Annotated in this window: 20 protein-coding genes; 10 read left to right on the top strand and 10 right to left on the bottom strand. The window is 61.7% G+C overall.

Features of this window, described 5'->3' with window-relative positions; all coding sequences use genetic code 11:
- Window positions 1-12: 12 nt before the first annotated feature.
- The 3 genes from ACL0K2_RS09920 to gbcB all read right to left on the bottom strand — a co-directional run bounded on the left by ACL0K2_RS09920 (window position 13) and on the right by gbcB (window position 4,233).
- A complete protein-coding gene (locus ACL0K2_RS09920; protein WP_045160658.1) occupies window positions 13-1,263 on the bottom strand; it encodes a sarcosine oxidase subunit beta family protein in 1,251 nt (416 codons plus the stop codon).
- A gap of 121 nt (window positions 1,264-1,384) precedes the next feature.
- Window positions 1,385-2,638, bottom strand: coding sequence for a serine hydroxymethyltransferase (gene glyA / locus ACL0K2_RS09915; protein WP_045160659.1), 1,254 nt, complete (start codon window positions 2,636-2,638; stop codon window positions 1,385-1,387).
- A gap of 494 nt (window positions 2,639-3,132) precedes the next feature.
- Entirely contained in the window at window positions 3,133-4,233 is a 1,101-nt protein-coding gene (gene gbcB / locus ACL0K2_RS09910) for a glycine-betaine demethylase subunit GbcB (RefSeq protein ID WP_239611620.1), read from the bottom strand.
- A gap of 401 nt (window positions 4,234-4,634) precedes the next feature.
- Here gbcB and gbcA point away from each other — a divergent pair, with 401 nt between their 5' ends.
- Both gbcA and ACL0K2_RS09900 read left to right on the top strand, forming a co-directional pair.
- Window positions 4,635-5,924 (top strand): glycine-betaine demethylase subunit GbcA, encoded by a 1,290-nt coding sequence (gene gbcA / locus ACL0K2_RS09905; protein WP_045160662.1) that lies wholly within the window; start codon window positions 4,635-4,637, stop codon window positions 5,922-5,924.
- A gap of 267 nt (window positions 5,925-6,191) precedes the next feature.
- Window positions 6,192-6,698: a gluconokinase gene (locus ACL0K2_RS09900; protein WP_413044325.1), complete on the top strand. Its 507-nt coding sequence runs from the start codon at window positions 6,192-6,194 to the stop codon at window positions 6,696-6,698.
- Window positions 6,699-6,709: 11 nt separating this feature from the next.
- Here ACL0K2_RS09900 and siaD read toward each other — a convergent pair whose 3' ends face one another.
- The 5 genes from siaD to ettA form a co-directional block, all read right to left on the bottom strand.
- Complete coding sequence (gene siaD / locus ACL0K2_RS09895; RefSeq protein ID WP_045160663.1) at window positions 6,710-7,498, bottom strand: biofilm regulation diguanylate cyclase SiaD; 789 nt, start codon at window positions 7,496-7,498, stop codon at window positions 6,710-6,712.
- 9 nt (window positions 7,499-7,507) lie between these two features.
- Window positions 7,508-7,885 (bottom strand): biofilm regulation phosphoprotein SiaC, encoded by a 378-nt coding sequence (siaC, locus tag ACL0K2_RS09890; RefSeq protein WP_045160664.1) that lies wholly within the window; start codon window positions 7,883-7,885, stop codon window positions 7,508-7,510.
- A gap of 20 nt (window positions 7,886-7,905) precedes the next feature.
- Window positions 7,906-8,451: a biofilm regulation protein kinase SiaB gene (gene siaB, locus ACL0K2_RS09885; protein ID WP_045160665.1), complete on the bottom strand. Its 546-nt coding sequence runs from the start codon at window positions 8,449-8,451 to the stop codon at window positions 7,906-7,908.
- Between the two features lie 28 nt (window positions 8,452-8,479).
- The gene (gene siaA / locus ACL0K2_RS09880) at window positions 8,480-10,471 is read right to left on the bottom strand and encodes a biofilm regulation protein phosphatase SiaA (protein ID WP_413044324.1); all 1,992 of its coding nucleotides are present in this window, start codon (window positions 10,469-10,471) and stop codon (window positions 8,480-8,482) included.
- Window positions 10,472-10,629: 158 nt separating this feature from the next.
- Entirely contained in the window at window positions 10,630-12,297 is a 1,668-nt protein-coding gene (ettA, locus tag ACL0K2_RS09875; protein WP_045160667.1) for an energy-dependent translational throttle protein EttA, read from the bottom strand.
- 212 nt (window positions 12,298-12,509) lie between these two features.
- Here ettA and ACL0K2_RS09870 point away from each other — a divergent pair, with 212 nt between their 5' ends.
- From ACL0K2_RS09870 to ACL0K2_RS09845, 6 genes are all read left to right on the top strand, one after another.
- Entirely contained in the window at window positions 12,510-15,497 is a 2,988-nt protein-coding gene (locus ACL0K2_RS09870; protein ID WP_413044323.1) for an EAL domain-containing protein, read from the top strand.
- An 84-nt stretch (window positions 15,498-15,581) separates the two neighbouring features.
- Window positions 15,582-16,835 carry a serine hydroxymethyltransferase gene (gene glyA, locus ACL0K2_RS09865; RefSeq protein WP_045160669.1) on the top strand — a complete coding sequence of 418 codons (1,254 nt, stop codon included), beginning with the start codon at window positions 15,582-15,584 and terminating at the stop codon, window positions 16,833-16,835.
- Window positions 16,836-17,001: 166 nt separating this feature from the next.
- Window positions 17,002-18,354, top strand: coding sequence for a cache domain-containing protein (locus tag ACL0K2_RS09860; RefSeq protein ID WP_413044322.1), 1,353 nt, complete (start codon window positions 17,002-17,004; stop codon window positions 18,352-18,354).
- Between the two features lie 35 nt (window positions 18,355-18,389).
- Window positions 18,390-19,028, top strand: a complete 639-nt coding sequence (locus tag ACL0K2_RS09855) for a response regulator (RefSeq protein WP_045160671.1) — start codon at window positions 18,390-18,392, stop codon at window positions 19,026-19,028.
- A 123-nt stretch (window positions 19,029-19,151) separates the two neighbouring features.
- Window positions 19,152-19,613, top strand: a complete 462-nt coding sequence (locus ACL0K2_RS09850) for a methyltransferase family protein (protein WP_413044321.1) — start codon at window positions 19,152-19,154, stop codon at window positions 19,611-19,613.
- A gap of 62 nt (window positions 19,614-19,675) precedes the next feature.
- Window positions 19,676-20,044 (top strand): PilZ domain-containing protein, encoded by a 369-nt coding sequence (locus ACL0K2_RS09845; RefSeq protein ID WP_413044320.1) that lies wholly within the window; start codon window positions 19,676-19,678, stop codon window positions 20,042-20,044.
- Window positions 20,045-20,054: 10 nt separating this feature from the next.
- On the opposite strand, the gene radA is transcribed toward ACL0K2_RS09845, so the two are convergent.
- A complete protein-coding gene (gene radA, locus ACL0K2_RS09840; protein WP_045160674.1) occupies window positions 20,055-21,416 on the bottom strand; it encodes a DNA repair protein RadA in 1,362 nt (453 codons plus the stop codon).
- A 116-nt stretch (window positions 21,417-21,532) separates the two neighbouring features.
- Here radA and ACL0K2_RS09835 point away from each other — a divergent pair, with 116 nt between their 5' ends.
- Window positions 21,533-21,967 (top strand): CopD family protein, encoded by a 435-nt coding sequence (locus tag ACL0K2_RS09835; RefSeq protein WP_045160675.1) that lies wholly within the window; start codon window positions 21,533-21,535, stop codon window positions 21,965-21,967.
- Between the two features lie 139 nt (window positions 21,968-22,106).
- Here ACL0K2_RS09835 and ACL0K2_RS09830 read toward each other — a convergent pair whose 3' ends face one another.
- Entirely contained in the window at window positions 22,107-22,376 is a 270-nt protein-coding gene (locus tag ACL0K2_RS09830) for a YdcH family protein (RefSeq protein WP_045160676.1), read from the bottom strand.
- Between the two features lie 211 nt (window positions 22,377-22,587).
- Here ACL0K2_RS09830 and mscL point away from each other — a divergent pair, with 211 nt between their 5' ends.
- On the top strand, window positions 22,588-22,998 hold the full coding sequence (mscL, locus tag ACL0K2_RS09825; protein ID WP_045160677.1) for a large-conductance mechanosensitive channel protein MscL: 411 nt from the start codon (window positions 22,588-22,590) through the stop codon (window positions 22,996-22,998).
- Window positions 22,999-23,128 lie beyond the last annotated feature (130 nt).

Raw genomic sequence — 23,128 nt, 5'->3', positions numbered from 1 at the left:
GGGGGCACTAAATCAGTGTGCGACCCCAGCCGCGCCGTGTTCGTCGATCAAGGCGCCGTTGTGGAAACGTTCGATCGAAAACGCCTTGGCCAGCGGGTGCATCTCGCCCTTGGCCAGGCTGGCGGCGAACACGTGGCCCGAACCCGGTGTGGCCTTGAAGCCACCGGTGCCCCAACCGCAGTTGAAGAACAGGTTCTTCACCGGGGTCTTGGCGATGATCGGGCAGGCGTCCGGGGTGGTATCGACGATGCCGCCCCATTGGCGATTCATGCGCACCCGCGAGAGGATCGGGAACATCTCGACGATCGCCTGCAGCGTGTGTTCGATGGTGGGGTAGGAGCCACGCTGACCGTAACCGACATAGCTGTCGATGCCGGCGCCGATGACCAGGTCGCCCTTGTCCGACTGGCTGATATAGCCATGCACGGCGTTGGACATGATCACGGTGTCGATGATCGGCTTGATCGGCTCGGATACCAGTGCCTGCAGCGGATGGGACTCGAGCGGCAGGCGGAAGCCGGCGAGCTTGGCCATATGCCCGGAGTTACCGGCGGTGACTACACCGACACGCTTGCCGCCGATGAAGCCCTTGGTGGTTTCCACGCCGATGCACACGCCGTTTTCCTTGCGGAAGCCGGTCACCTCGGTCTGCTGGATCAGGTCGACGCCCAAGGCGTCGGCGGCGCGGGCATAGCCCCAGGCCACCGCATCGTGACGGGCGACGCCGCCGCGGCGCTGTAGCGAGGCACCGAGAATCGGGTAACGGGTGTTCTTCGAGCAATCCAGGTAAGGAATCATCTCCGCCACCTGCTTGGCATCCACCACTTCGCCGTCGATACCGTTGAGGCGGTTGGCACTGACGCGGCGCTCGATGTCGCGCATGTCCTGCAGGGTGTGGCCGAGGTTGAACACGCCGCGTTGGGAGAACATGACGTTGTAATTGATGTCCTGGGACAGGCCTTCCCACAGCTTCATCGCGTGCTCGTAGAGCTGCGCCGATTCGTCCCAGAGATAGTTGGAACGCACGATGGTGGTGTTGCGCGCGGTGTTACCGCCGCCCAGCCAGCCCTTCTCGATCACCGCGACGTTCTTAACGCCGAACTCTTTCGCCAGGTAATAAGCGGTGGCGAGGCCGTGGCCGCCGCCGCCGACGATGACCACGTCGTAGACCGGCTTGGGCTTGGGGTTGCGCCACATGCGCTGCCAGTTTTCATGATGGCTGAAGGAGTGCTTGAGCAGGCCGAAGCCGGAATAACGTTGCATGTCGATGCTCCTGAAAAACGACCGCCTCGAAGCGGTGACGCAATGCGATTCGCAAAGTGGATCGCCGGTTATCGATCCACCGAGTTGCGGTGGAAGGCAACAGCGCCTCCCACCCTACGAATCAGCGGTACACCGGATAGTCGGCGCACAGCCCAGCGACTTGTCGGGCAACTTGTGCCTCGACATCGTCATCACCGAGGTGATCGAGGATGTCGCAGATCCAGCCCGCGAGCTCGACACTCTGATCTTCCTTGAGCCCGCGTGTAGTAATGGCCGGTGTACCGATACGCAGACCGGACGTCACGAAAGGCGACTGCGGATCGTTGGGTACGGCGTTCTTGTTGACGGTGATGCCTGCACGACCCAAAGCGGCATCGGCGTCTTTACCGGTCAGGCCCTGCTTGATCAGGCTGACCAGGAACAGATGGTTGTCGGTGCCGCCAGAGACCACGTCGAAACCGCGATCGACGAATACCTTGGCCATGGCCTGGGCGTTCTTGATGACCTGGGCTTGGTATTCCTTGAAATCCGGCTCCATGGCTTCCTTGAAGCACACCGCCTTGCCCGCGATTACGTGCATCAACGGACCGCCCTGGGCACCGGGGAATACCGCTGCGTTGAGCTTCTTCTCGATTTCGGGATTGGCCTTGGCCAGGATCAGGCCGCCACGCGGACCGCGCAGGGTCTTGTGCGTGGTCGTGGTGACCACGTCGGCAAACGGGATCGGGTTGGGATACAGGCCGGCGGCGACCAGGCCTGCTACGTGGGCCATGTCGACGAAGAGCAGTGCACCGACCTTGTCGGCGATGGCGCGGAAGCGTGGGAAGTCCAGCGTCTTCGAGTAGGCGGAGAAGCCGGCGACGATCATCTTCGGCTTGCTTTCGACGGCCAGGCGCTCGACCTCGTCGTAATCGATCAGACCGGTGTCGGTGTCGATCCCGTACTGAACGGCGTTATAGAGCTTGCCGGAGCTGCTGACCTTGGCGCCGTGGGTCAGGTGGCCGCCGTGGGCCAGGCTCATGCCGAGGATGGTGTCGCCGGCGTTGAGCAGGGCAAGGTAGACGGCGCTGTTGGCCGAGGAACCAGAATGCGGCTGGACGTTGGCGTAGTCGGCACCGAACAGCTGCTTGGCACGGTCAATCGCCAGTTGCTCGACCTTATCGACATGCTCACAGCCACCGTAGTAGCGCTTGCCCGGATAGCCTTCGGCGTACTTGTTGGTCAGGCCGCTGCCCTGTGCCTGCATCACCCGCTTACTGGTGTAATTCTCCGAGGCGATCAGCTCGATGTGATGTTCCTGACGCAGTTCCTCGGCATCCATCGCCGCCAGAAGTTCGTCGTCATAGCCTTGAATTTTGTCTTGCTTGCTGAACATCGCGGATCTCCTAAAGGCGCAACGGCGCCATTCGCCTCGGTGAAGGCTTTTGTCTGTCTGGATGCGATGGTAGGGCTGGGCCTTGGCGCGAAGATGCCTGCCTGCGTCTTGTGGGAGTTCGTTTGCGACATGCTCCGTCGTTCTCGGAAACCTCGCGCAGGCCCCCGCCTGCCTGCGTCAAATTGCCGGTCACGCAGACGCAGGGCATCGCCCTCGTGATAACGGTCGAGTCATGAACCAGGCGGCGTCGAGAAGAATGCAGGGGGCTGAGCGAGTGGGCAGGGTAATGCTTCAGTGGGTGGCGGCAGTCACGCGACGATTTGGCGCTGCCGTATCAGGCTCGCGTGTCTGGCTTGGCTGCTTGGTCAATCTGCGGGCTGTCTCGCTGCCGCTCGCCTCGTGCGTGAATCGTTGACTGCGTGAGGCGTGCTAAGCAGGCCCGGCCGGGCGGCCAGACCTGCAGTGAAGGGCGGGCCGCCCTGAGGAGGGGTGGCTCAGTAGTCGATGACCACGTCGCCCTGGGGCACGCTGCAGCAGGAGAGGATATAACCCTCAGCGATATCTTCGTCGGTGATCCCGCCGTTATGCTCCATGGTCACCTCGCCGGCAGTCTTCATGACCTTGCAGGTGCCGCAAATGCCCATGCCGCACGCCTTGGGGATGTGCAGGCCGAGCTGAGCGGCCGCCGAATGGACCGTATCGCGCGGGCCGACGCGGATGCTCTTGCCGGTTGCGGTGAATTCCACCTGATTGAGGTCGGCCAGCGGCACATCGGGCGCTTCGGCGGCCTGCTCGGCCAGCTCCTTGACGTCTTCACGCACGTCGGCCGGCGTCGCGCCGAACGACTCCTCGTGATAGCGCTGCATGTCGAAGCCGTTGGCGGTCAGCAGGCGCTTGACGGCGTTCATGTACGGGGTCGGCCCGCAACAGAAGATTTCCCGGTCGGCGAAGTCCGGTGCGATCAGCTCCAGCATGCGCTGGTCGAGGTAGCCGCGATAGCCGGCCCAGGCCTCGCCCATGCCGTGCTTCTCGCAAATGATGTGCAGGCTGAAGTTGTTGACCCGCGACGCCATGTGCTCCAGCTCGCGGTGGAAAATAATGTCCTTGGGCGAGCGGGCGCTGTGGACGAACACCATATCGACGTTGGCGTTGGTGTCGAAGAACCAGCGCGCCATCGACATGACCGGCGTGATGCCGACGCCGCCGGACAGAAACAAGGCTTTGTCGGTGGGGAAATCGATAGAGTTGAACAGCCCGACCGGACCGTGCACCGGCAGCAGATCGCCTTCGCTGAGGTTGTCGTGCAGCCAATTGGAAACCTTACCGCCCGGGATACGTTTGATCGTCAGGGAAAAACTGTAGGGCACAGAAGGTGAGCTGGCGATGGTGTACGAGCGCATCACCTGTTCGCCATCGATCTCCAATTCCAGGGTAACGAACTGGCCGGGCTTGAAGAAGAACATGATCGGCTGATCGGACATGAAGCAAAAGGTGCGAACGTCCCAGGTTTCCTGGATCACCTTTACGCAGCGCACCAGATGGCGGCCGTTGGTCCAGGTCTGGGTATTGACCGGATTGAGGAAATTGCTGGACATGCTCACCTCGATTGCGCGCTGGCTACAACGGCCTATTCAGGCCCTTTTCCAGGGCTGCGACTGCCACGACGCATGGCCCTTCTGGCGCAGAATTGTGCGCAACGCGCTGCGGCGTCACTTACCTATCCGCGACATCGGCATGCTTATCGCGACCAGCCCGGTGTCACGGGGGTTCGGGAGTCGGAAACGGATGTGTGCCTGTCGCCCATGGATAAGGTTTCCCTCTGGCGCCGCGACACACTCGGTCGCAGCCGAGCTAGGGAAGGCGGTCTCGCCGGAGTCGCTTTCCTTATTGACTATATGGATGCGGTCCGGCTCGCCGCCTTGCGTAGTAACCGAATAGCCACTTTTGTCGCCAGCCACAGACGCCTGCAAGGCGCGGCCGGCTTGAGGAGCAACCGATGGATGTCACTTCCAACCTGAGCCTGGGCGATCCGCTCGAACCCGCGCGTAAGGCTACTGCCGAAATGCTGCAGACGCGTGAACGGACGTTTTCGCTGCCGCAGCCGTTCTACAACGATGAGCGGCTATTCCAGCTCGACATGCAGGAAATTTTCCACAAGGAATGGCTGATCGCAGGCATGACCTGCGAGATTCCCGCGAAGGGCAACTTCCTGACGTTGCAGATCGGCAATAACCCGATCCTGGTCATCCGCGGCGCCGAAGGCACTGTGCACGCTTTCCATAACGTCTGTCGCCATCGCGGTTCGCGGCTGTGCACAAGCGACAAGGGCAAGGTCGCCAAGCTGGTGTGCCCCTACCATCAGTGGACCTACGAGCTGGACGGCCGTCTACTGTTCGCCGGCACCGAAATGGGCGCCGACTTCGACATGAACCAGTACGGGCTCAAGCCGGTGCAGTGCAAGACGGCGGGCGGCTACATCTTCATTTCTCTGGCAGAGAACCCGCCAGCGATCGACGATTTCCTGGCCACTCTGTCGCACTACATGGAGCCGTACGACATGGAGAACGCCAAGGTGGCGGTGCAGAGCACCCTGGTGGAAAAGGCCAACTGGAAGCTGGTGCTGGAGAACAATCGCGAGTGCTACCACTGCAATGGTGCGCACCCTGAACTGCTCAATTCGCTGCTGGAATGGGACGACGTCACTGATCCACGTGCCAGCCAGGCATTCAAGGACCACGTTGCCGAATCTGCAGCCAAGTGGGACGCCGAGAAGATTCCCTATGCCCATGCCAGCTTCGGCCTGCGCAACCGTATTGTGCGCATGCCGCTACTCAAGGGCACCGTGTCCATGACCATGGATGGTAAACAGGGATGCCAGAAGCTGATGGGGCGGATCAAGAACCCCGAGCTCGGCTCGATGCGCATCCTGCACCTGCCGCACTCTTGGAACCATTGCATGGGCGACCACATCATCGTCTTTACCGTGTGGCCGATCAGCGCGCAGGAAACCATGGTCACTACCAAGTGGATCGTCCACAAGGATGCAGTAGAAGGCGTCGATTACGACGTGGCTCGCCTGCGCCAGGTCTGGGATGCCACCAACGACCAGGACCGTCGCCTCGCCGAGGAAAACCAGCGCGGGATCAATTCCACTGCCTACCAGCCCGGGCCCTACTCGAAGACCTACGAGTTCGGTGTGGTCAACTTCGTCGATTGGTACAGCGAGCGCATGCTGCACAACCTTGGCGCGGAGCCAGCGAACTATCTGCGACAGATCAACCAGTGATCCGATAGGCCGCTCGACGTCGGTGGCGTACCCGTATGCAGCGGGTGCGCCGCCAGCGTTTTCCCCAGCGGCAGACAAGCCGCTCATGCCGACGCGGACCTTGGCGGTTCGCTTGCTCCGGCAGGCACCTTGCGATACGAGGAACTTCGGTACGCCCCTGTGACCGAAGAGTGGAAGTGCTCCCGCATGGGAGCCGATGGCGTCGCTGCCGAGCACGCGCGCCATCTTTTTTCCGAAGCCACAATTGCCGCAACGACGAGGATGCCAGTGATTGTCATCATCATGGGGGTAGCGGGTAGCGGGAAAACGACCATCGGCGAGAAGCTGGCTGCTCGCCTGGGATGTGGTTTCTCCGATGCCGACGAATTCCACAGCGAGGCTAACAAGCGCAAGATGGCCAGCGGCATCGCGCTGGATGACGAGGATCGGCGGCCCTGGCTCCAGGCGATGCGCGATGCGATCGAAACGCGGCACGAGCAGGGTCACGACTGGGTGTTCGCCTGTTCGGCTCTCAAACGAAGTTATCGTCAGTTGCTCAGCGGAGGCCACGAGGGGGTCGTCTGGGTTTATCTGGACGGTTCGCAGGCACTGTTGTTAGAGCGGCTGCGGCGGCGCTCCGGGCATTTCTTCGACCCCAGCCTGCTGTGCAGTCAGCTGCAAGCGCTGGAAAAACCCAGCGAGGAAGAGGCGATAAGGGTGGATATCACCCATTCGCCCGAACAGATCGTCGAGACGATTCTCGCGCGCCTGTCGCACACCGAGGCGAGCGACTAGGGGGAACAGAATCAGTCGTCGGCCAGCTCATAACGATCGCGGCCATTGCGCTTGGCCCTCAGCAGCGCCACGTCGGCGCGGTTGATGGTGCTGGAATAGTTCTCGTCGGCGCGCAACTGCGCAAGGCCCAGGCTCACGGTGACCGATAACGAGTCGTCGTTGACTCGAACGCGCAGCTTGGCAACCGCCTGGCGCAGGCGCTCCATTACCCGAACGGCCTGTTCGCTTGTGGTTTCCGGCATCATCACCAGGAACTCTTCCCCGCCCCAGCGGCCGCACAGATCGTGCTCGCGGACTTCCGCTTCCATCACCCGCACTACATCCATCAGCACATGGTCGCCCACTTCGTGGCCATATTCATCGTTGATGACCTTGAAGCGGTCGATATCGATCATGACGATGCACAGCGGGCGCGAATAACGCTTGGCCCGCTCGGTTTCGTCGCGCAGGCGCTCGGTGAGCAGGCGGCGATTGGCGATCCCGGTCAGCGCGTCGTGGGTGGAGGCCTCTTTCAGCGCGATATTCAGGTCGCGCATCATCATCTGGTAGCGGTCGGAGATGCGCGCGACCTTTTCCAGCTGCCGCAGCTGTTTCTCGAAGCGCGCCGAAAGCGTCATTTCGCGGTCCCGGACGATGCTCTGATAGCCGTCGGAGACACGGGCGATCCGCTCGATCCGGTTGAGCAGGGCGTGATGCGCTTCCCACAGCTGGCTCAGCGCTTCATGCAGCGGATGATCCTGATTCCGGGGGTCGGACAAGGACTCCAGGACCTGGCTTTCCAGAGGCTTTTGGCCGCGCATACAGACCTTCTATTCGTCGCTGAGGATCATGAAGGGAAAGGTGCAGTCTTCCTTGAATTCCTCGGCCAGCTCCACCACCCGCTCGTTGCGTCGATCATAGTGCCAATTGACTGCAACCGGCTTGCCGTCCTGATGAGCCGCTTCGAGTAGGTCGAATATGTCCATCACCGCCTTGATGCTGCTGGTGTTCAGGTACAGGAGGTGCAACTCCAGGCGCAACGGTCGTCCGGCTTCGGCCAGATAGCGCTCGATCCACTCGATGACTTGGTGGAAAAGCTCGTAGGAGTTTTCCGGGTAGGAGTCGCCTTGCATGGCAAGCACGCCGTTTTCCCAGTCGGACTGAATGGCTGGCGATGACTGGCTGCCGACGATGGAGAAATCATTCATGTGCATTGTGCTCTTATGAGTCAGATGACCGCGCTCAGGCTGATGAACGAGCGGCCGTTGGCAACGGTTTGCAGTGATGCTTTCAGCGGCTCGCTGGATTTACGGGCGATGTCGATCAGGCCCAATCCGGCACCGCTGGCGGTGTTGTCTTCACGCGGTTTGCGCAATTGTTCCTTGTAGCGGACTTTGAGCTGGGCCTTGTTCAGGCCTGCCAGCTCTTCAATGGTGGCGAGCAGTGCTTCGCCGTCGGCGGTCTCGATCAGGTTGCCTGCGGAAACGACATAGCGGCCGTCGCTATCGTTGCGCGCTACCACCACCGTGGCGCCGGCTTCCTGGTCGGCCCAGTTGCGCACTTTGGCGTAATGTCGAATGTTCTGGGTCATCTCGATATACACGGCGAACACGTCCATGGCCGATGACGGGTTGGCATGATCGGCAGCCAGGTAGTTGCGCAACGCATTGCCGATTTCCTCGATCAGGCTGCGTGAGATCGGGCCGTTGAAGCACAGCATGATCTGCTGTCGGTTGTAGCTTTCGCGCATGGCGAACAGGTCAAGGGTTTCCATGGGGCAACTCGACTCCGGTGGATGGCGCTCAATCGAAACGGAAACACAGCATCGTGATGTCGTCACGCTGCGGATAATCGCCCTGATACTCGGCCAGGGTCGCTATGAACGCGGCGCCTTGTTCGGCCAAGGGCAGGCGCGCGTGATGCAGGATCATCTCGGCGAAGCGACTGTTACCGAAGCCATAGCCTAGCTCACCGCCTGCCTGATCGAGGAAGCCATCGGTGGCGAGGTAGAAGGTACGACCAGGCGTCAGTTCGAGTTCGGCGTTCTGGTATTCACCGGGGCGACGATCACCGATCGCGCGGCGGCCAGCCGGCAGTTCGTCGAGGGTTTCGCCGTCGCTGTAGTACAGCGCGATCTTGGCGCCGGCATAGGTCACCTTGTGGCGGTCGAAGTCGACATACGCGAGCCCCACGTCCATGTTGGTGGCCAAGGCGTGTTGGGTGGTGTCGTCGCGCAGCATTCGGCGCACGATGCCGTCTGTCCGCGCAAGGATGGCGGCCGGATCGTGCAAACTGGCGTCGGCGATGGCCTGCTCGATCGCGGCGTGGGCGAGCATGGTCATCAGCGCACCGGGCACGCCGTGTCCTGCGCAGTCGACCACGCCGAGCAGGCAGCCCTGGGCGGTCGCGCGATAGACATAGAAGTCGCCGCCGACCACGTCGCGTGGATGCCAGAGCACCGCGTGACGGTCGTCGAGGTCGGCGATCAACTGGCGCTTGGGTAGGATGGCGTGCTGGATGAGGCTGGCGTAATCGATGGAATCGTCGATTTTCTTGTGTGCCGCCGCCATTTCGCGGTTGGCCTGCTCCAGCTCGCGCGTGCGGTCCTGGACGCGGCTTTCCAGCTCGCTGGTATGGCTGCGAACCTTCTGCGCCATGCTGCCGAATGCGGCGCTCAGCTCGCCGATCTCGTCGCCGCGATGGCTTGGCAGGGCCGCGTCGTAGTGCCCGGCGGCGATCGCCTGGGCGCTCTTGCGCAGTTGCCGCAGGGGACGTAGCACGCGCTTGTCGACCAACCAGACGCCGCTGACGATCAGCAGCAAGAAGAGCATCAGCACGGCGCCGATGGCAGGCAACAGCGGTTTGATCTCGATGACCTGGGCAGTACGCAGATCGACCGCGCTGGCGACGAACCAGTTCAGCTCGGGTACCCAGCTCATCGCCAGCAGGCGCGGCTCACCGTCCAGCGTGACTTGTAAAGTGGCGGTATCGCCGGGGTGTTCCCGGCTGAAGGTCATGGCTTCCCGCAGCGCGGTGGCTTGCTCGATGTTGTCCAGCAACCCCAGCACGTTGGTGGCCAACGACCGACCTTGCGAAGTGTCGGCATTGAGTGTCACCAGGGTCTGGTTGGGGTGGATCAGGATCGAGCCATAGCTGTCGAGCACCATGGATTCGACACCGGTCCTGTCGACCTCGATGAAATCGCTGATGAAGGCGCTCAGGCTGATGCCCGAACCAACCACCCCCAATGGCTTGTCGCCGTCCCGCACGACGATGTTGAACCAGATCTTGAGGTCCTGGGTGACGACGGAGCGGTCTACGTTGAGGTGATAAGGCGCATCTGAACGCAGCGTGGTGTAGAACCACTCGTCATCATCGGCGTCGGGCGTCATCTGATAGCGAGGGGCTTCGCTGGGGCTCAGTTTGTCGCTGTTGGAATAGTAGTTGTTGCTGCTCGCTGACGCAGCGAAGTAGGCGTGGTCGCTTAGTGCCCGTTGATAACCGGCCGCTTCGTTGAAAAACAGGGCACGTTTGTCGCCATCCTCTTCATCGAGCAGCCAGGCACGGGTGATTTGCGATTCGGCCAGGCGTTGCGCCAACGCCAGTTCACGGGTGACCGGGGCGAACAGGCGTTCGCGGTTGAGCTGTACCGCGTTGCGCGCGTAGGCTTCGCCGAAACGGTTCTGTACGCCTTTGAGCGCTTCGCGGCCGACCAGCGCGGCCACGCCGATCGCGAGCAGGAAAGTCAGCAATAGCGCCAGCAGCGACTTGCCGCGTAATCCCAGTGCCGCCATGTTGACCCCGTCTTCCTTCGCGATTGCTGCTGAACCTGGCGTCGCAGAGCATGCCAGGCGGCGATAAGGCGGTGATTATCAGGTATCAGGCCAGTTGCCACCAGTGGCGGTTCGCCACGTAAAAACGGAGCCTATCGACTCCGTTTTTATTTTTTGTGCTACTGGGCCAGCTTCTTGTACTTGACCCGATGCGGCTGCGCCGCAGCGTCGCCCAGGCGTTTCTTGCGATCGGCTTCGTACTCGGTGTAGTTACCTTCGAAGAAGACGATATCGCCGTCGTCCTCATAGGAGAGGATGTGGGTGGCGACCCGGTCAAGGAACCAGCGATCGTGAGAGATCACGATGGCCGCGCCGGGGAAGTCCAGCAGCGCTTCTTCCAGCGAGCGCAGGGTTTCCACGTCGAGGTCGTTGGACGGTTCGTCGAGCAGCAGCACATTGGCGCCTTCCTTGAGCGTCAGCGCCAGGTGCAGGCGGCCACGCTCACCGCCGGACAAGTCCTTGACGAATTTCTGCTGGTCGCCGCCCTTGAAGTTGAAGCGTCCCACGTAAGTGCGCGACGGAACTTCATAATTGCCGATGCGGATCATGTCGGAGCCATCGGACACCGCTTCCCATACCGTCTTGCTGCCGTCCAGGTCCTCGCGGCTCTGGTCGACGCAGGCCACCTGCACCGTGTCGCCGATTTCGATGCTGCCCGAATCTGGCTGCTCCTTGCCCATGATCATGCGGAACAGGGTCGACTTGCCCGCACCATTGCCGCCGATCACGCCGACGATGGCGCCCTTGGGCATGCTGAAGGAAAGATCTTCGATCAGTACCCGGTCGCCGTAGCCTTTGGTCACGTTCTTGAAGTCGATGACCTTGTCGCCCAGACGCGGACCGGCCGGGATATAGATTTCGTTGGTCTCGCTGCGCTTCTGGAATTCCTGCGACTGCAACTCCTCGAAGCGCTGCAGGCGTGCCTTGGATTTGGCCTGACGGGCCTTGGCGCCCTTGCGCACCCACTCCAGCTCTTCCTTCATGGCCTTTTCATGGGCCGACTGCTGCTTGGATTCCTGTGCCAGACGGTTGGATTTGGCCTCCAGCCAACCGGAGTAGTTGCCCTCGTAAGGGATGCCCGCGCCGCGGTCGAGTTCGAGAATCCAGCCGGCCACGTTGTCCAGGAAGTAGCGATCGTGAGTGATCGCCACCACGGTGCCAGGGAAATCGTGAAGGAAGTGTTCCAGCCAGGCCACCGAGTCGGCGTCCAGGTGGTTGGTCGGTTCGTCCAGCAGGAGCATGTCGGGTGCCGACAGCAGCAAGCGGCAAAGCGCCACGCGGCGCTTTTCGCCACCGGACAGGTGTTCGACTTTGGCATCCCATGGAGGCAGGCGCAGGGCGTCGGCGGCAACTTCCAGCTGACGCTCGAGGTTGTGGCCATCGCTAGCCTGCAGGATCGCTTCGAGCTTGGCCTGTTCGGCGGCCAGCTTGTCAAAGTCTGCATCCGGCTCGGCGTAGGCGGCATAGACCTCATCGAGGCGGGCCTGGGCATCCTTGATGCTGCTGACCGCCTCTTCGACGATTTCTCGAACGGTCTTGCTCGGGTCGAGCAGGGGCTCTTGCGGCAGGTAGCCGACGTTCAGGTCGGGCATTGCCCGGGCTTCGCCGTCGAACTCCTTGTCGACGCCGGCCATGATCCGCAACAGCGTAGATTTACCCGCGCCGTTGAGGCCGAGCACGCCGATCTTGGCGCCAGGAAAGAATGACAGGGAAATATTCTTGAGAATTTCACGCTTCGGCGGAACGACTTTGCTCAGCCGGTGCATGGTGTAGACGTATTGAGCCATGGAGACGAATGCCCGTGACAGGAAAAGAAGGATAAAAGCCCGTCGCGGCGGACGGGCGAAAACAGTTCGGCAAAGCTACCGGAATGCTCCAGGCAGGGCAAACCAGCGGTCAATCCTTTTGGGTGATGGCGTTTTGCCTTATAGCAAGGCATTCTTCGCATTCCGCACCCGTTGTATGGCTATTGCTGCTTCACCAGATAGGTTCGATACGTGTGACCGACACCGATCTCTCTCAGTCGCCGGCGTCCCGTCCCGAGTGGCTTGCTGGGCTTGGCCTACGCTTGGCCCGGGCCTGCGGCCGTTTTCTGGTGCCTCGACGTTTCGCGCCTCGCTGGCAGGCGCTGCGCTATTCCATTACCGCACTGGATGCCATCGAAGAGCGCATCCTGATCAGCGATTTTTCCGGTCGGTTGCAGTACCTCAACGGTCAGGCGGCGGTCATGTTCGGCCTGAGCAATCGAGACGTGTCGCGTTATCGGCTGCAGAAGCTGCTGCCCATGCTCGATGCGCAGGCCTTCGATGCCAGCAACGGCCATGCCGATATCTGCCTGAAACCCGTACGCCTGCTGCAGAGTGGGGAGTCCCGGCTCTTTTCCATGACCCGCCGGGCATTGCGCCTGGAGGGCGATGCGCAACCCTCCGGTTTCGTTTGGGTCATGCGCGACATCACCTGCGAGCAGCAGGCGCAGACGGCGCTGGCAGAGCGCGAACGCTTCTGGTCGGAGGTGCTGCGGGCCGTGCCCGACACGCTCTATGTACAGGACGTTCAGAGCGGCAAATTGCTATTCAGCAACAATAATCTAGCGTCGCGGCTGGGCTACAGCGAAGAGGATCGTGGCGATGATGGCAATGCGTTCTGGCGCCGCATTAGTCATCCGGACGATCAGGAATACATCTGGCGACTATTGGCTCTGCGCGGCTCGATGACCGAGGAGGCCGGCCAGGAGGCGCTGCTGCGCTGGCGACATCACGATGGCAGCTGGCGCTGGTTCAGCATTCGCGAGCAAGTGCTCTCGCGTGATGACCACGGACGGATCTGGCGCCTGATCGGCGTGGCCCGCGATGTGACCGCAAAAATCGAGCACAGTCATTCGCTGCGCGACAGCGAGCGTCGTTATCGCATGCTGGCGGGCAGTCTGCAGGACGTCATTTTCACCACTGACAGCGCGGTCCAGATCGACTACGTGAGTCCGTCAGTACAAACGGTGCTTGGTTATAGCGCCGAGTGGACGATGAAGCATGGCCTAGATCGAGTTGTGACTAAGCCACGCCAGGCGGCGCGCTTCTATGAGCTGATGCGCAAGGTGCGCAAGGCGTCTTTCAATCCGACGACTCTTGCCGAGCTTGGGCAAAGCCTGCAGCGCCAGACGCTGTATTTCGACTGCATTTCCGCCGACGGGCGGCCGGTAGCCATCGAACTGCGCATCACGCTGCTCTGGAACGAGAACAACCGCTTCGACGGCGCCCTGTGCGTGGGCCGCGACATCAGCAAGCAGCGCCAGGCGGAAAAGGAGCTGCGCCGCGCGGCGACGGTATTCGAGCACTCCTCGGCCGCCATCGTTGTGACCGATCCGGCCGGAAGGATCGTGCAGGTCAACGATGCCTTCCAGCGAATAACCGGCTACAGCGGCGAGGAAGTGATGGGGCTGTGGCCGACTGCACTGAGCGCGGATCGACAGCAGGCCAATCAGATGACCTTTGTGCGTGATCAGATCCTCAGGGTGGGCAAATGGGAAGGCGAGCTCTGGCTCAAACGCAAGGACGGCGACACCTATCCGTGCTGGATCGGTATCACGGCCGTGCGCGACGCCGAGGATGATCTGGTCAGCTACGTGTGTTTTTTCAGTGACATGAGCGAGCGCAAGGCCAGCGAAAAGCGTATTCACCGCCTGGCCTACTACGACAGCTTGACCCAATTGCCGAACCGGACACTATTTCAGGATCGTCTGCACAGCAGTCTGCAGCTGTCCTCGCGGCGCGGCGCCTGGGTCGCACTGATGTTCTTGGATCTCGACCGCTTCAAGCCGATCAACGATTCTCTCGGTCATGCCGCCGGGGATCGCATGCTGAAGGAGGTAGCCATGCGCCTGGCTTCCTGCGTGGAGGAAGACGACACGGTCGCACGCATGGGCGGGGACGAGTTCACCTTTCTTCTGCGTCCATGCCCGGAGCGGGACGAGGCCCTGACTCGGGCGATCCATGTCGGCGAGCGCATTCTGGCCAGCCTCACCGAACCGTTCGTGTTGTCCGGGCGCGAATTCTTCGTCACCGCCAGCATCGGCATCGCCCTTAGCCCACAGGACGGCGATGACATCAGCCAACTGATGAAGAACGCCGACACTGCCATGTATCACGCGAAGGAGCGTGGCAAGAACAACTTCCAGTTCTATCAGGCTGAAATGAACGCCCGTGCGCTAGAGCGTCTGGAGCTGGAAAGTGACTTGCGCCATGCGCTCGAGCAGGAACAGTTCGTGTTGCATTACCAGCCGCAATTTCTCGCTGAGGGGCGGACGCTCACTGGCGTCGAAGCCTTGTTGCGCTGGCAGCATCCGGTGCGTGGTCTGGTGTCACCCTGCGACTTCATTCCCGCGCTGGAGGAACTAGGGCTGGTGGTTGAAGTCGGCGACTGGGTAATCGGTGAAGTCTGCCGACAGGTTTCTCAATGGCAGGCGCAGGGCAGGGCGGTACCGAAGGTATCGGTCAATCTGTCGGCGCGACAGTTCGCCGACGGCAAGCTCGCGCAGCGGATCGCCACGCTATTGGAGGCGAGCGGCATCGCCCCGGGTTGCCTTGAACTGGAGTTGACCGAGAGCATCCTGATGCAGGACGTGGGCGAGGCCATGCGCATGCTCGACTCGTTGAAGCAGCTCGGGCCTTCCATTGCCATCGACGATTTCGGTACGGGGTACTCCTCGCTTAACTACCTGAAGCAGTTCCCCATTGATGTGCTCAAGATCGACCGCAGCTTCGTCGATGGTCTGCCAGAGGGCGAGCAGGATGGCCAGATCGCCCGAGCCATCATCGCCATGGCGCACAGCCTGGGCATGTCGGTGATTGCCGAAGGCGTTGAGAACCAGGCCCAGCTGGATTTCCTGCGTGAGCACGGCTGCGATGAGGTGCAGGGGTTCTTCCTCGGCAGACCTGTTTCCGCCAGCGTCCTGGCCGAGCATCAAGGCTGGGCCGATTCATGTTGCACATGATCAAGGCTCATACCCGCGCTCCGGCGGATGGGTTAGAATCCGCGCCTCTCTTTACTACCGCCAGCTGATTCTCAGAGGACTGCCATGTTCAGCCGTGATTTGACCCTCGCCCGTTTCGACGCCGATCTCTTCGCTGCCATGCAGCAGGAAGCCAAGCGTCAGGAAGACCACATCGAGCTGATCGCCTCGGAGAACTACACCAGCCCGGCGGTGATGGAAGCCCAGGGTTCGGTGCTCACCAACAAGTACGCCGAAGGCTATCCGGGCAAGCGCTACTACGGTGGCTGCGAGTACGTCGACGTGGTGGAGCAGCTGGCCATCGACCGCGCCAAGGAGCTGTTCGGCGCCGACTACGCCAACGTCCAGCCGCACGCCGGCTCCCAGGCCAACAGCGCTGTCTACCTGGCGCTGCTCAACGCCGGTGACACCATTCTCGGTATGAGCCTGGCCCACGGCGGCCACCTGACTCACGGCGCCAGCGTTTCCTCCTCCGGCAAGCTGTACAACGCCGTGCAGTACGGCATCAACGACCAGGGGCTCATCGATTACGACGAAGTCGAGCGTCTGGCCCTCGAACACAAGCCGAAGATGGTCGTCGCAGGCTTCTCCGCCTATTCTCAACAACTCGATTTCGCCCGTTTCCGCGAAATCGCCGACAAGGTCGGTGCCTACCTGTTTGTCGACATGGCTCACGTGGCCGGTTTGGTCGCCGCGGGTGTCTATCCGAACCCGGTGCCGTTCGCCGACGTGGTGACCACCACCACTCATAAGACCCTGCGCGGCCCGCGCGGTGGCCTGATCCTGGCGCGTGCCAACGCCGAGATCGAGAAGAAGCTCAACTCCGCCGTATTCCCAGGCGCCCAGGGTGGCCCGCTGGAGCACGTGATCGCCGCCAAGGCGGTGTGCTTCAAGGAAGCGCTGCAGCCCGAGTTCAAGGCCTACCAGCAGCAGGTGGTGAAAAACGCCCAGGCGATGGCCGAGGTGTTCATCCAGCGCGGCTTCGACGTGGTTTCCGGCGGTACCCAGAATCACCTGTTCCTGCTTAGCCTGATCAAGCAGGACGTCACCGGTAAAGACGCCGACGCCGCTTTGGGTCGCGCTCATATCACTGTGAACAAGAACAGCGTGCCGAACGATCCGCGCTCGCCGTTCGTTACCTCTGGTCTGCGTATCGGTACGCCAGCGGTAACCACCCGTGGCTTCGGCGAGACCGAATGTCGCGATCTGGCCGGCTGGATCTGCGACATCCTCGACAACATGGGCGACGAATCGGTGATCGAGACCGTGCGCGGCAAGGTCGAAGCGGTCTGCGCCAAGTTCCCGGTCTACGGTAACTAAGCACGACAGTTGCAGCGAAAGCCCGGCTATTGCCGGGCTTTTTTGTTCGGGGCCGTCCGTCCGCCAAGCCACCGGTAGCGAAGTGCCAGTCGGCCCTGGGCGTCACGCGCCGGCTGGGTTAACGTGCAGTCCCCAACGCCCGGATTCGGGTCCTCGGAGAGGTGTGATGCAGCTCAAGCACAAGATCGCCGCGCTGAGCATCCTGCCGCTGCTGCTGGCCGTGGCGGTGGTCTGCGCGCTAGTGCTGGTACAGAACCAGCGTCTCGGCGAGCAGCAGGCGCAGCTCATCGAAAGCAGCATTCTGGCCAGCAAGCAGGCTGAGCTGAAGAACTACGTAGAGATGGCACTGAGCACCATTGCGCCGCTCTACGGCGGCGGCCTGGATGATGCAGAGACCAAGCAGAAGGTGCTCGCGGCGCTGGGGCGATTCAGTTTCGGCAGCGATGGTTACTTCTTCGTCTACGACCGCAGCGGCCTGAACCTGATGCATCCTCGCCAACGCGAGCTGGTCGGCCAGGATCTATGGGAGATGACCGACCCCAACGGCCTGAAGGTGATCCAGGCGCTGATGCGCAGCGCGGAAACCGGCAATGGCTTTCAGCGCTATGCCTGGCAGAAGCCCTCCACCGGCCAGTTCGCCGACAAGCTTGCCTACGTGGTAATGCTCGAGCGCTGGGGCTGGATGCTCGGCACCGGCATCTATCTCGAAGATGTCGAGCAAGCCATCCAGACGGTGCGTACCGAGGTGTCGGCCGGTATTCATACCACCATGCTGGCGATCGCCGGGGTCGCGCTGGTGGCGGTGCTGCTGGTTTTTGTCAGCGGGCTGACGCTAAACGTCAGCGAACGGCGGTTGGCCGACCGCAAACTGCAGGCGCTGACTCAGCGCATAGTCAGCCTGCAGGAGGAGGAGCGCTCGCGGGTGTCTCGTGAATTGCACGACGGCATCAGCCAGTTGCTGGTATCGATCAAGTTTCAGTTCGAGCTGGCCAGTCATGAGTTCTCCATCAATAGCCCCAAGGCGCTGAGCACGCTGGATGCCGGCGTCGAGCGGCTAGCCGGGGCGATCGGTGAAGTACGGCGCATCTCTCACGATCTACACCCATCATTACTGGATACCCTGGGTTTGCCGGCGGCGATTGGCCAGCTTGTGGCAGAGTTCGAACAGCGCAGTGGGTTGAAAATGCTATACAAAAACGGCCTCGGCGACAGCGATCCGGATGATTCGGTAGCGGTCGCGTTGTTCAGAGTGCTGCAGGAGGCGCTGACCAACATCGAACGTCATGCTGCAGCGCAATCAGTGCATATCAGCCTGGACGGCGATGACGCCTCGGTGCGCCTGCGGGTGCGGGACGACGGTGTCGGTTTCAATCCACGTCGGCTCGACAGCATCAAGGGCGGCGGTATTGGTTTGCGTAACATCCGCGAACGGGTGGAACACTTCGGTGGGCGTTTCAGCCTGCTATCGGCAGCCGGCGGCACCGAGCTGGACGTGACCTTGCCGGCTCGGGCCGGTTGAACCCTCGACTTCTCGAATAATAAGAGGCTCGCTCAATGAACCCGCAAGCTTGCATCAAGGTGGTACTGATCGACGACCATGTCTTGGTTCGGGATGGCATCCGCGCATTGCTGATGGCCGTGCCCGAACTGGATGTCGTCGGGGAAGCCGGCTCCGGCACCGAGGCGGTCGAGCTGCTGCGTCGGGTTCCGGCGGATGTGGTGTTGATGGATATCGGTCTGAAGGACATCAACGGGCTCGAGCTGACTCAATCGCTACGCAACGAGTTCCCCGACATCCGCGTGCTAATCCTGAGCATGTACGACAATCAGGAGTACGTGAACACCTCGGTGAAAGTCGGTGCCAGTGGTTATGTGCTCAAGGATGCGCCGTCGAGGGAAATCATCGTCGCCATCGAGGCGATTGCCGCAGGTGGCACTTACTACAGCAGAGGCATCGCCGAGAAGCTGGCCAGCAGCGGCGCCGAGGAGCGGGAGCTCACCCCGCGTGAGCGGGAGGTACTGCTGATGCTGGCTCAGGGGCACAACAACAAGACCATGGCGCGTGCGCTGCAGATCAGCGTGCGGACGGTGGAAACCCATCGGCTGAGCATCCGCCGCAAGCTCGATATCGATCGCCCCGCGGACCTGATGAAGCACGCCATGGTGCATGGCTGGCTACCGGGTCAGCACTAGCGCTTCCTCCGAGCGTCCACCGAGGCGATGAGCGCAACGCCGCTCGGCCGATACCCTGGCCAGCGCGGGCGCTGTGCCTCCCTGTTCTGTAGGATGGCGCCATCGAATACCTTTGGGCGCCCCATGACTGTCATCCCTTCTGGCGTGATGTTGCCGCCGCCGCTGATTTATCTGTTCTTCGTAGCTTGCGCTTGGGGATTGGCGCAATGGATGCCGCTGGCGCTACCGGAGCATGAGCTGTCGCGTTACGCCGGTTGGGTTTCGATTGCCGTCGGCATCGTCCTGATGCTCTGGGCGGCGCTGACGATGTTTCGTCAGCGCACCACCATCAATCCTTACGGTAAACCCAGCAGCCTGCTGCAGATCGGCCCGTTTCGCTTTTCGCGCAATCCCATCTATCTCGCCGATACGCTGATCTATTGTGGGATCGGCCTATTGCTCAACAGCCTCTGGCCCTGGTTGCTGCTGCCCTTGCTGATTCGCTGCATGCAGCGCACCGTGATCGTTCACGAAGAACATCTGCTGACGCGAACCTTCGGCGATGAGTATCGGGCCTATCGGCGGCGCGTGCGACGCTGGCTCTGAGCATGACCTCAAGGCCGTGAGGCTGACCTATAGTTAAACGAGAATTCTCGGGAGTGGTTCTGATGAATGAAACAAGCAGCGACCGTCGGCGCTTTCAGCGCTTCGCCTTCGATGCCGAAACGGAGCTGGTGCAGGGACAGCGCCGCTGGTCGGTCGAGTTGCATGATCTTTCGCTGAAGGGCTTGCTGGTGCATCGACCAGCGGGTTGGGATGCCGATCCCGCCCAGCCGTTCGAGGCACGGATACGGCTCGCCGATGACGCCGAGGTGCGCATGGAGGTGGAGGCGACTCATGACGAAGGTGAGCTGATTGGCCTGGTCTGCCGGCACATCGACGTCGATTCCATCAGCCATCTGCGGCGGCTGGTGGAGCTCAATCTGGGTGACGAAGCGCTGCTGGAACGTGAACTGGCGGCGCTCGGCGAGTCTTGAGGCGTTGGTCTTATTCGAACAAGGCGTCCAGCGCCTGTTCGAGCCGTGTCACGGCGATGACCTGCAGTCCGGCGGGCGCCTCCTTCGGCGCGTTGCCCTTGGGCACTATGGCACGCTTGAACCCGTGCTTGGCGGCCTCCTTCAATCGTTCCTGGCCGCTCGGCACCGGTCTGATCTCACCGGATAACCCCACCTCACCGAATACCAGTAGGTCAGTGTCCAGCGGCCGGTTGCGCAGGCTGGAGATCACTGCAGCCATCAGCGCCAGATCCGATGCGGTCTCCAGCACCTTGACGCCACCGACCACATTGATGAACACGTCCTGGTCGTAGGTAGGAATGCCGCCGTGGCGGTGCAGCACCGCCAGCAGCATGGCCAGACGATTCTGGTCGAGGCCCAGGGTGACGCGGCGTGGGTTGGCCATATGGCTGGTGTCAACCAGCGCCTGGACTTCCACCAGCATCGGTCGAGTGCCTTCCCAGGTGGCCATGACCACGCTGCCGGGCACCGCTTCCTGGGCGCGAGTAAGGAAGATCGCCGAGGGGTTGGTGACTTCCTTGAGGCCCTTGTCGGTCATGCCGAACACACCCAGTTCGTTGATCGCGCCGAAGCGGTTCTTCACCGCCCGCAGCAGTCGCAGGCGGCCATCCGATTCGCCTTCGAAATACAGTACGGTGTCGACCATGTGCTCCAATACGCGCGGGCCGGCCAACGCCCCCTCCTTGGTGACGTGGCCGACCAGAAAGATCGCCGTGCCGCTTTGCTTGGCGAAACGCACCAACAACGCCGCGCTCTCACGCACCTGGGCGACCCCGCCGGGGGCCGACTGCAATTGCTCGGTGAAGATCGTCTGGATCGAGTCGATCACCATCACCTTGGGCTTCTCCAGCCGCGCGGTGGCGATGATCGATTCGATGCAAGTCTCGGTCATCACCTTGAGCCGGTCCTGCGGCAGGTCCAGGCGACGCGCGCGCATGGCCACCTGCTGCTGCGATTCCTCGCCCGTGACATACAAGGCCGGGAATTGTCGGGCGATATTGCACAGCGTCTGCAGCAGGATGGTCGACTTGCCGATGCCGGGGTCACCACCGATGAGCACCACCGAACCGTCGACCAGGCCGCCGCCGAGTACGCGGTCCAGCTCGCCGGAAGCCGTGGAGAAGCGCGGTACTTCCTCGACGCTGACTTCGGCCAGCGTCTTGATATTGGCCTGATCACCCGCCCAGCCAGCGCGACCCGAGGGTGGTGCGGCGCCGTCGATGACGGTTTCCACCAAGGTATTCCAGGCGCCACAGTCACCGCACTGGCCGGCCCATTTGGGGAAGGTCGAGCCACATTCGGTGCAGCCATACATGCGCTTGGCCTTTGCCATGGGAAACTCCGCGTCGGATGAATGGAGTCGCATGATAGCGACTGACTTGATCGCCATCAGCCACAAGTGCCGTCATAGCCGCCAGACTGTAAACAAATCGAACAGGAGTCAGCGCCATGCGCCATCTGTTATTTCTGCATTTGCTGGGTGCCAGCGTCTGGGTAGGTGGCCATCTGGTGTTGTTGTGCAGCGTATTGCCCGGCGCACTGCGTGGTCGCGATGTGCAGCCAGTGCGCGCATTCGAGCAGCTCTACGAGCGGGTCGGCATTCCGGCCTTACTGTTGCAGATTGTCACCGGCATCTGGTTGGCCGGATCATGGTTGCCATACTCCCAATGGCTGGGTGACTCGCCCATCGCTCATCTGGTCCAGGCCAAGCTGGTGCTACTGGGCTTCACTGCCGTGCTGGGCGTGCATGCGCGACTGGCGCTGATACCCAAACTGGACGCGCAGCGCCTGCCGCAGCTGGGCGTGCATATCGTCCTTATCACGCTCACAGCCGTAGCGTTCGTGTGGGTCGGGTCAGGCTTCAGATTTGGTGGACTGTTCTAGTCGAACGAATGGTCGGCCGGTTGGTGGGGGAAGGGTGAGGGCGAGATTGCCGGCAAGGCCGTGCGGCGCGGTAGTTCATGGCCGCACCCGTCGCGTCAGGCGGGCCTGAGCGCACGGGTGCGGTAGCGAGACGCATCGATCAACCGCAGCAGCCGCCACAGCAGCTGCCGCTGGCACGCTTCAGGTCGCGGACGATGTCGTCCTTGAGTGCTACACGCTCCTGCTTGAGTGCGTTGAGCACCTCGTCATCCAGGGTTTCCGCACCGCCTTCGACGCGGCAGATCTGCTTGTCCAGAGCTTCGTAGGTGTCTGCTTTGCGAGCGAACGCAGGGTCTTGCTGGCGCAGCTGGTGCAGCTGCTCGCGCTTCTCGGGAAAATCCTTGATCAGTGGGTGATGTTCGATGTGCATGGTGCCGCTCCGGGTCGTGTCTGAGGGCTCGTACATTAGCTGTGCCCCTTCGCATCGCTTTTGACGGCGATCAAGACGCGGTCAATGCCTCGTTTCCGTTTGTCGTGAAACTGTCTGGCCCGGCGGTTGAACCCAACCTATGCTGCAAAGGGTCGAAGCGCTACGGCGGTCGTACCGACGGCATATTCTCACTCGAACGGGACAGATTCAGATGGGCATGATCAGCGAATTCAAAGCGTTTGCAGTCAGGGGCAACGTCATCGACATGGCGGTGGGCATCATCATCGGCGCGGCGTTTACCAAGATCGTCTCGTCGTTCGTCGCCGATGTGGTGACACCCCCATTGGGCATGTTGATTGGCGGTGTGGATTTTTCCGATCTGGCAATCGTGCTCAAGCAGGCCGTAGGCGATACGCCGGCGGTCACTCTGAGCTATGGGCGTTTCATCCAGACGGTATTCGACTTCACGATCGTGGCCTTCGCGATCTTCCTGGCGGTCAAGGGAATCAATCATCTCAAGCGCAAGGAGGCGGAAGCGCCTTCTGCCCCGCCGGCACCGAGCAAGGAAGAGATCTTGCTGACCGAAATTCGCGATGCGTTGCGTGCGCAGAACCGCACCTGAGCACGGAAGCCAGTACGCGGCCGCTCACCGGGCTCCGGTGTGCCGGCCCGATAGTGCTGGCAGGGTCGGAGTGTCGCTTGTGCCGGAGTGAAAAGGTTGCCCAGGACTGAGGCGCACATACGGCGCATGT

This window comes from Pseudomonas sp. YJ42 (assembly GCF_047225135.1).
Taxonomy (GTDB): domain Bacteria; phylum Pseudomonadota; class Gammaproteobacteria; order Pseudomonadales; family Pseudomonadaceae; genus Stutzerimonas; species Stutzerimonas stutzeri_E.
This window is presented reverse-complemented; position numbering and strand designations above follow the sequence as displayed.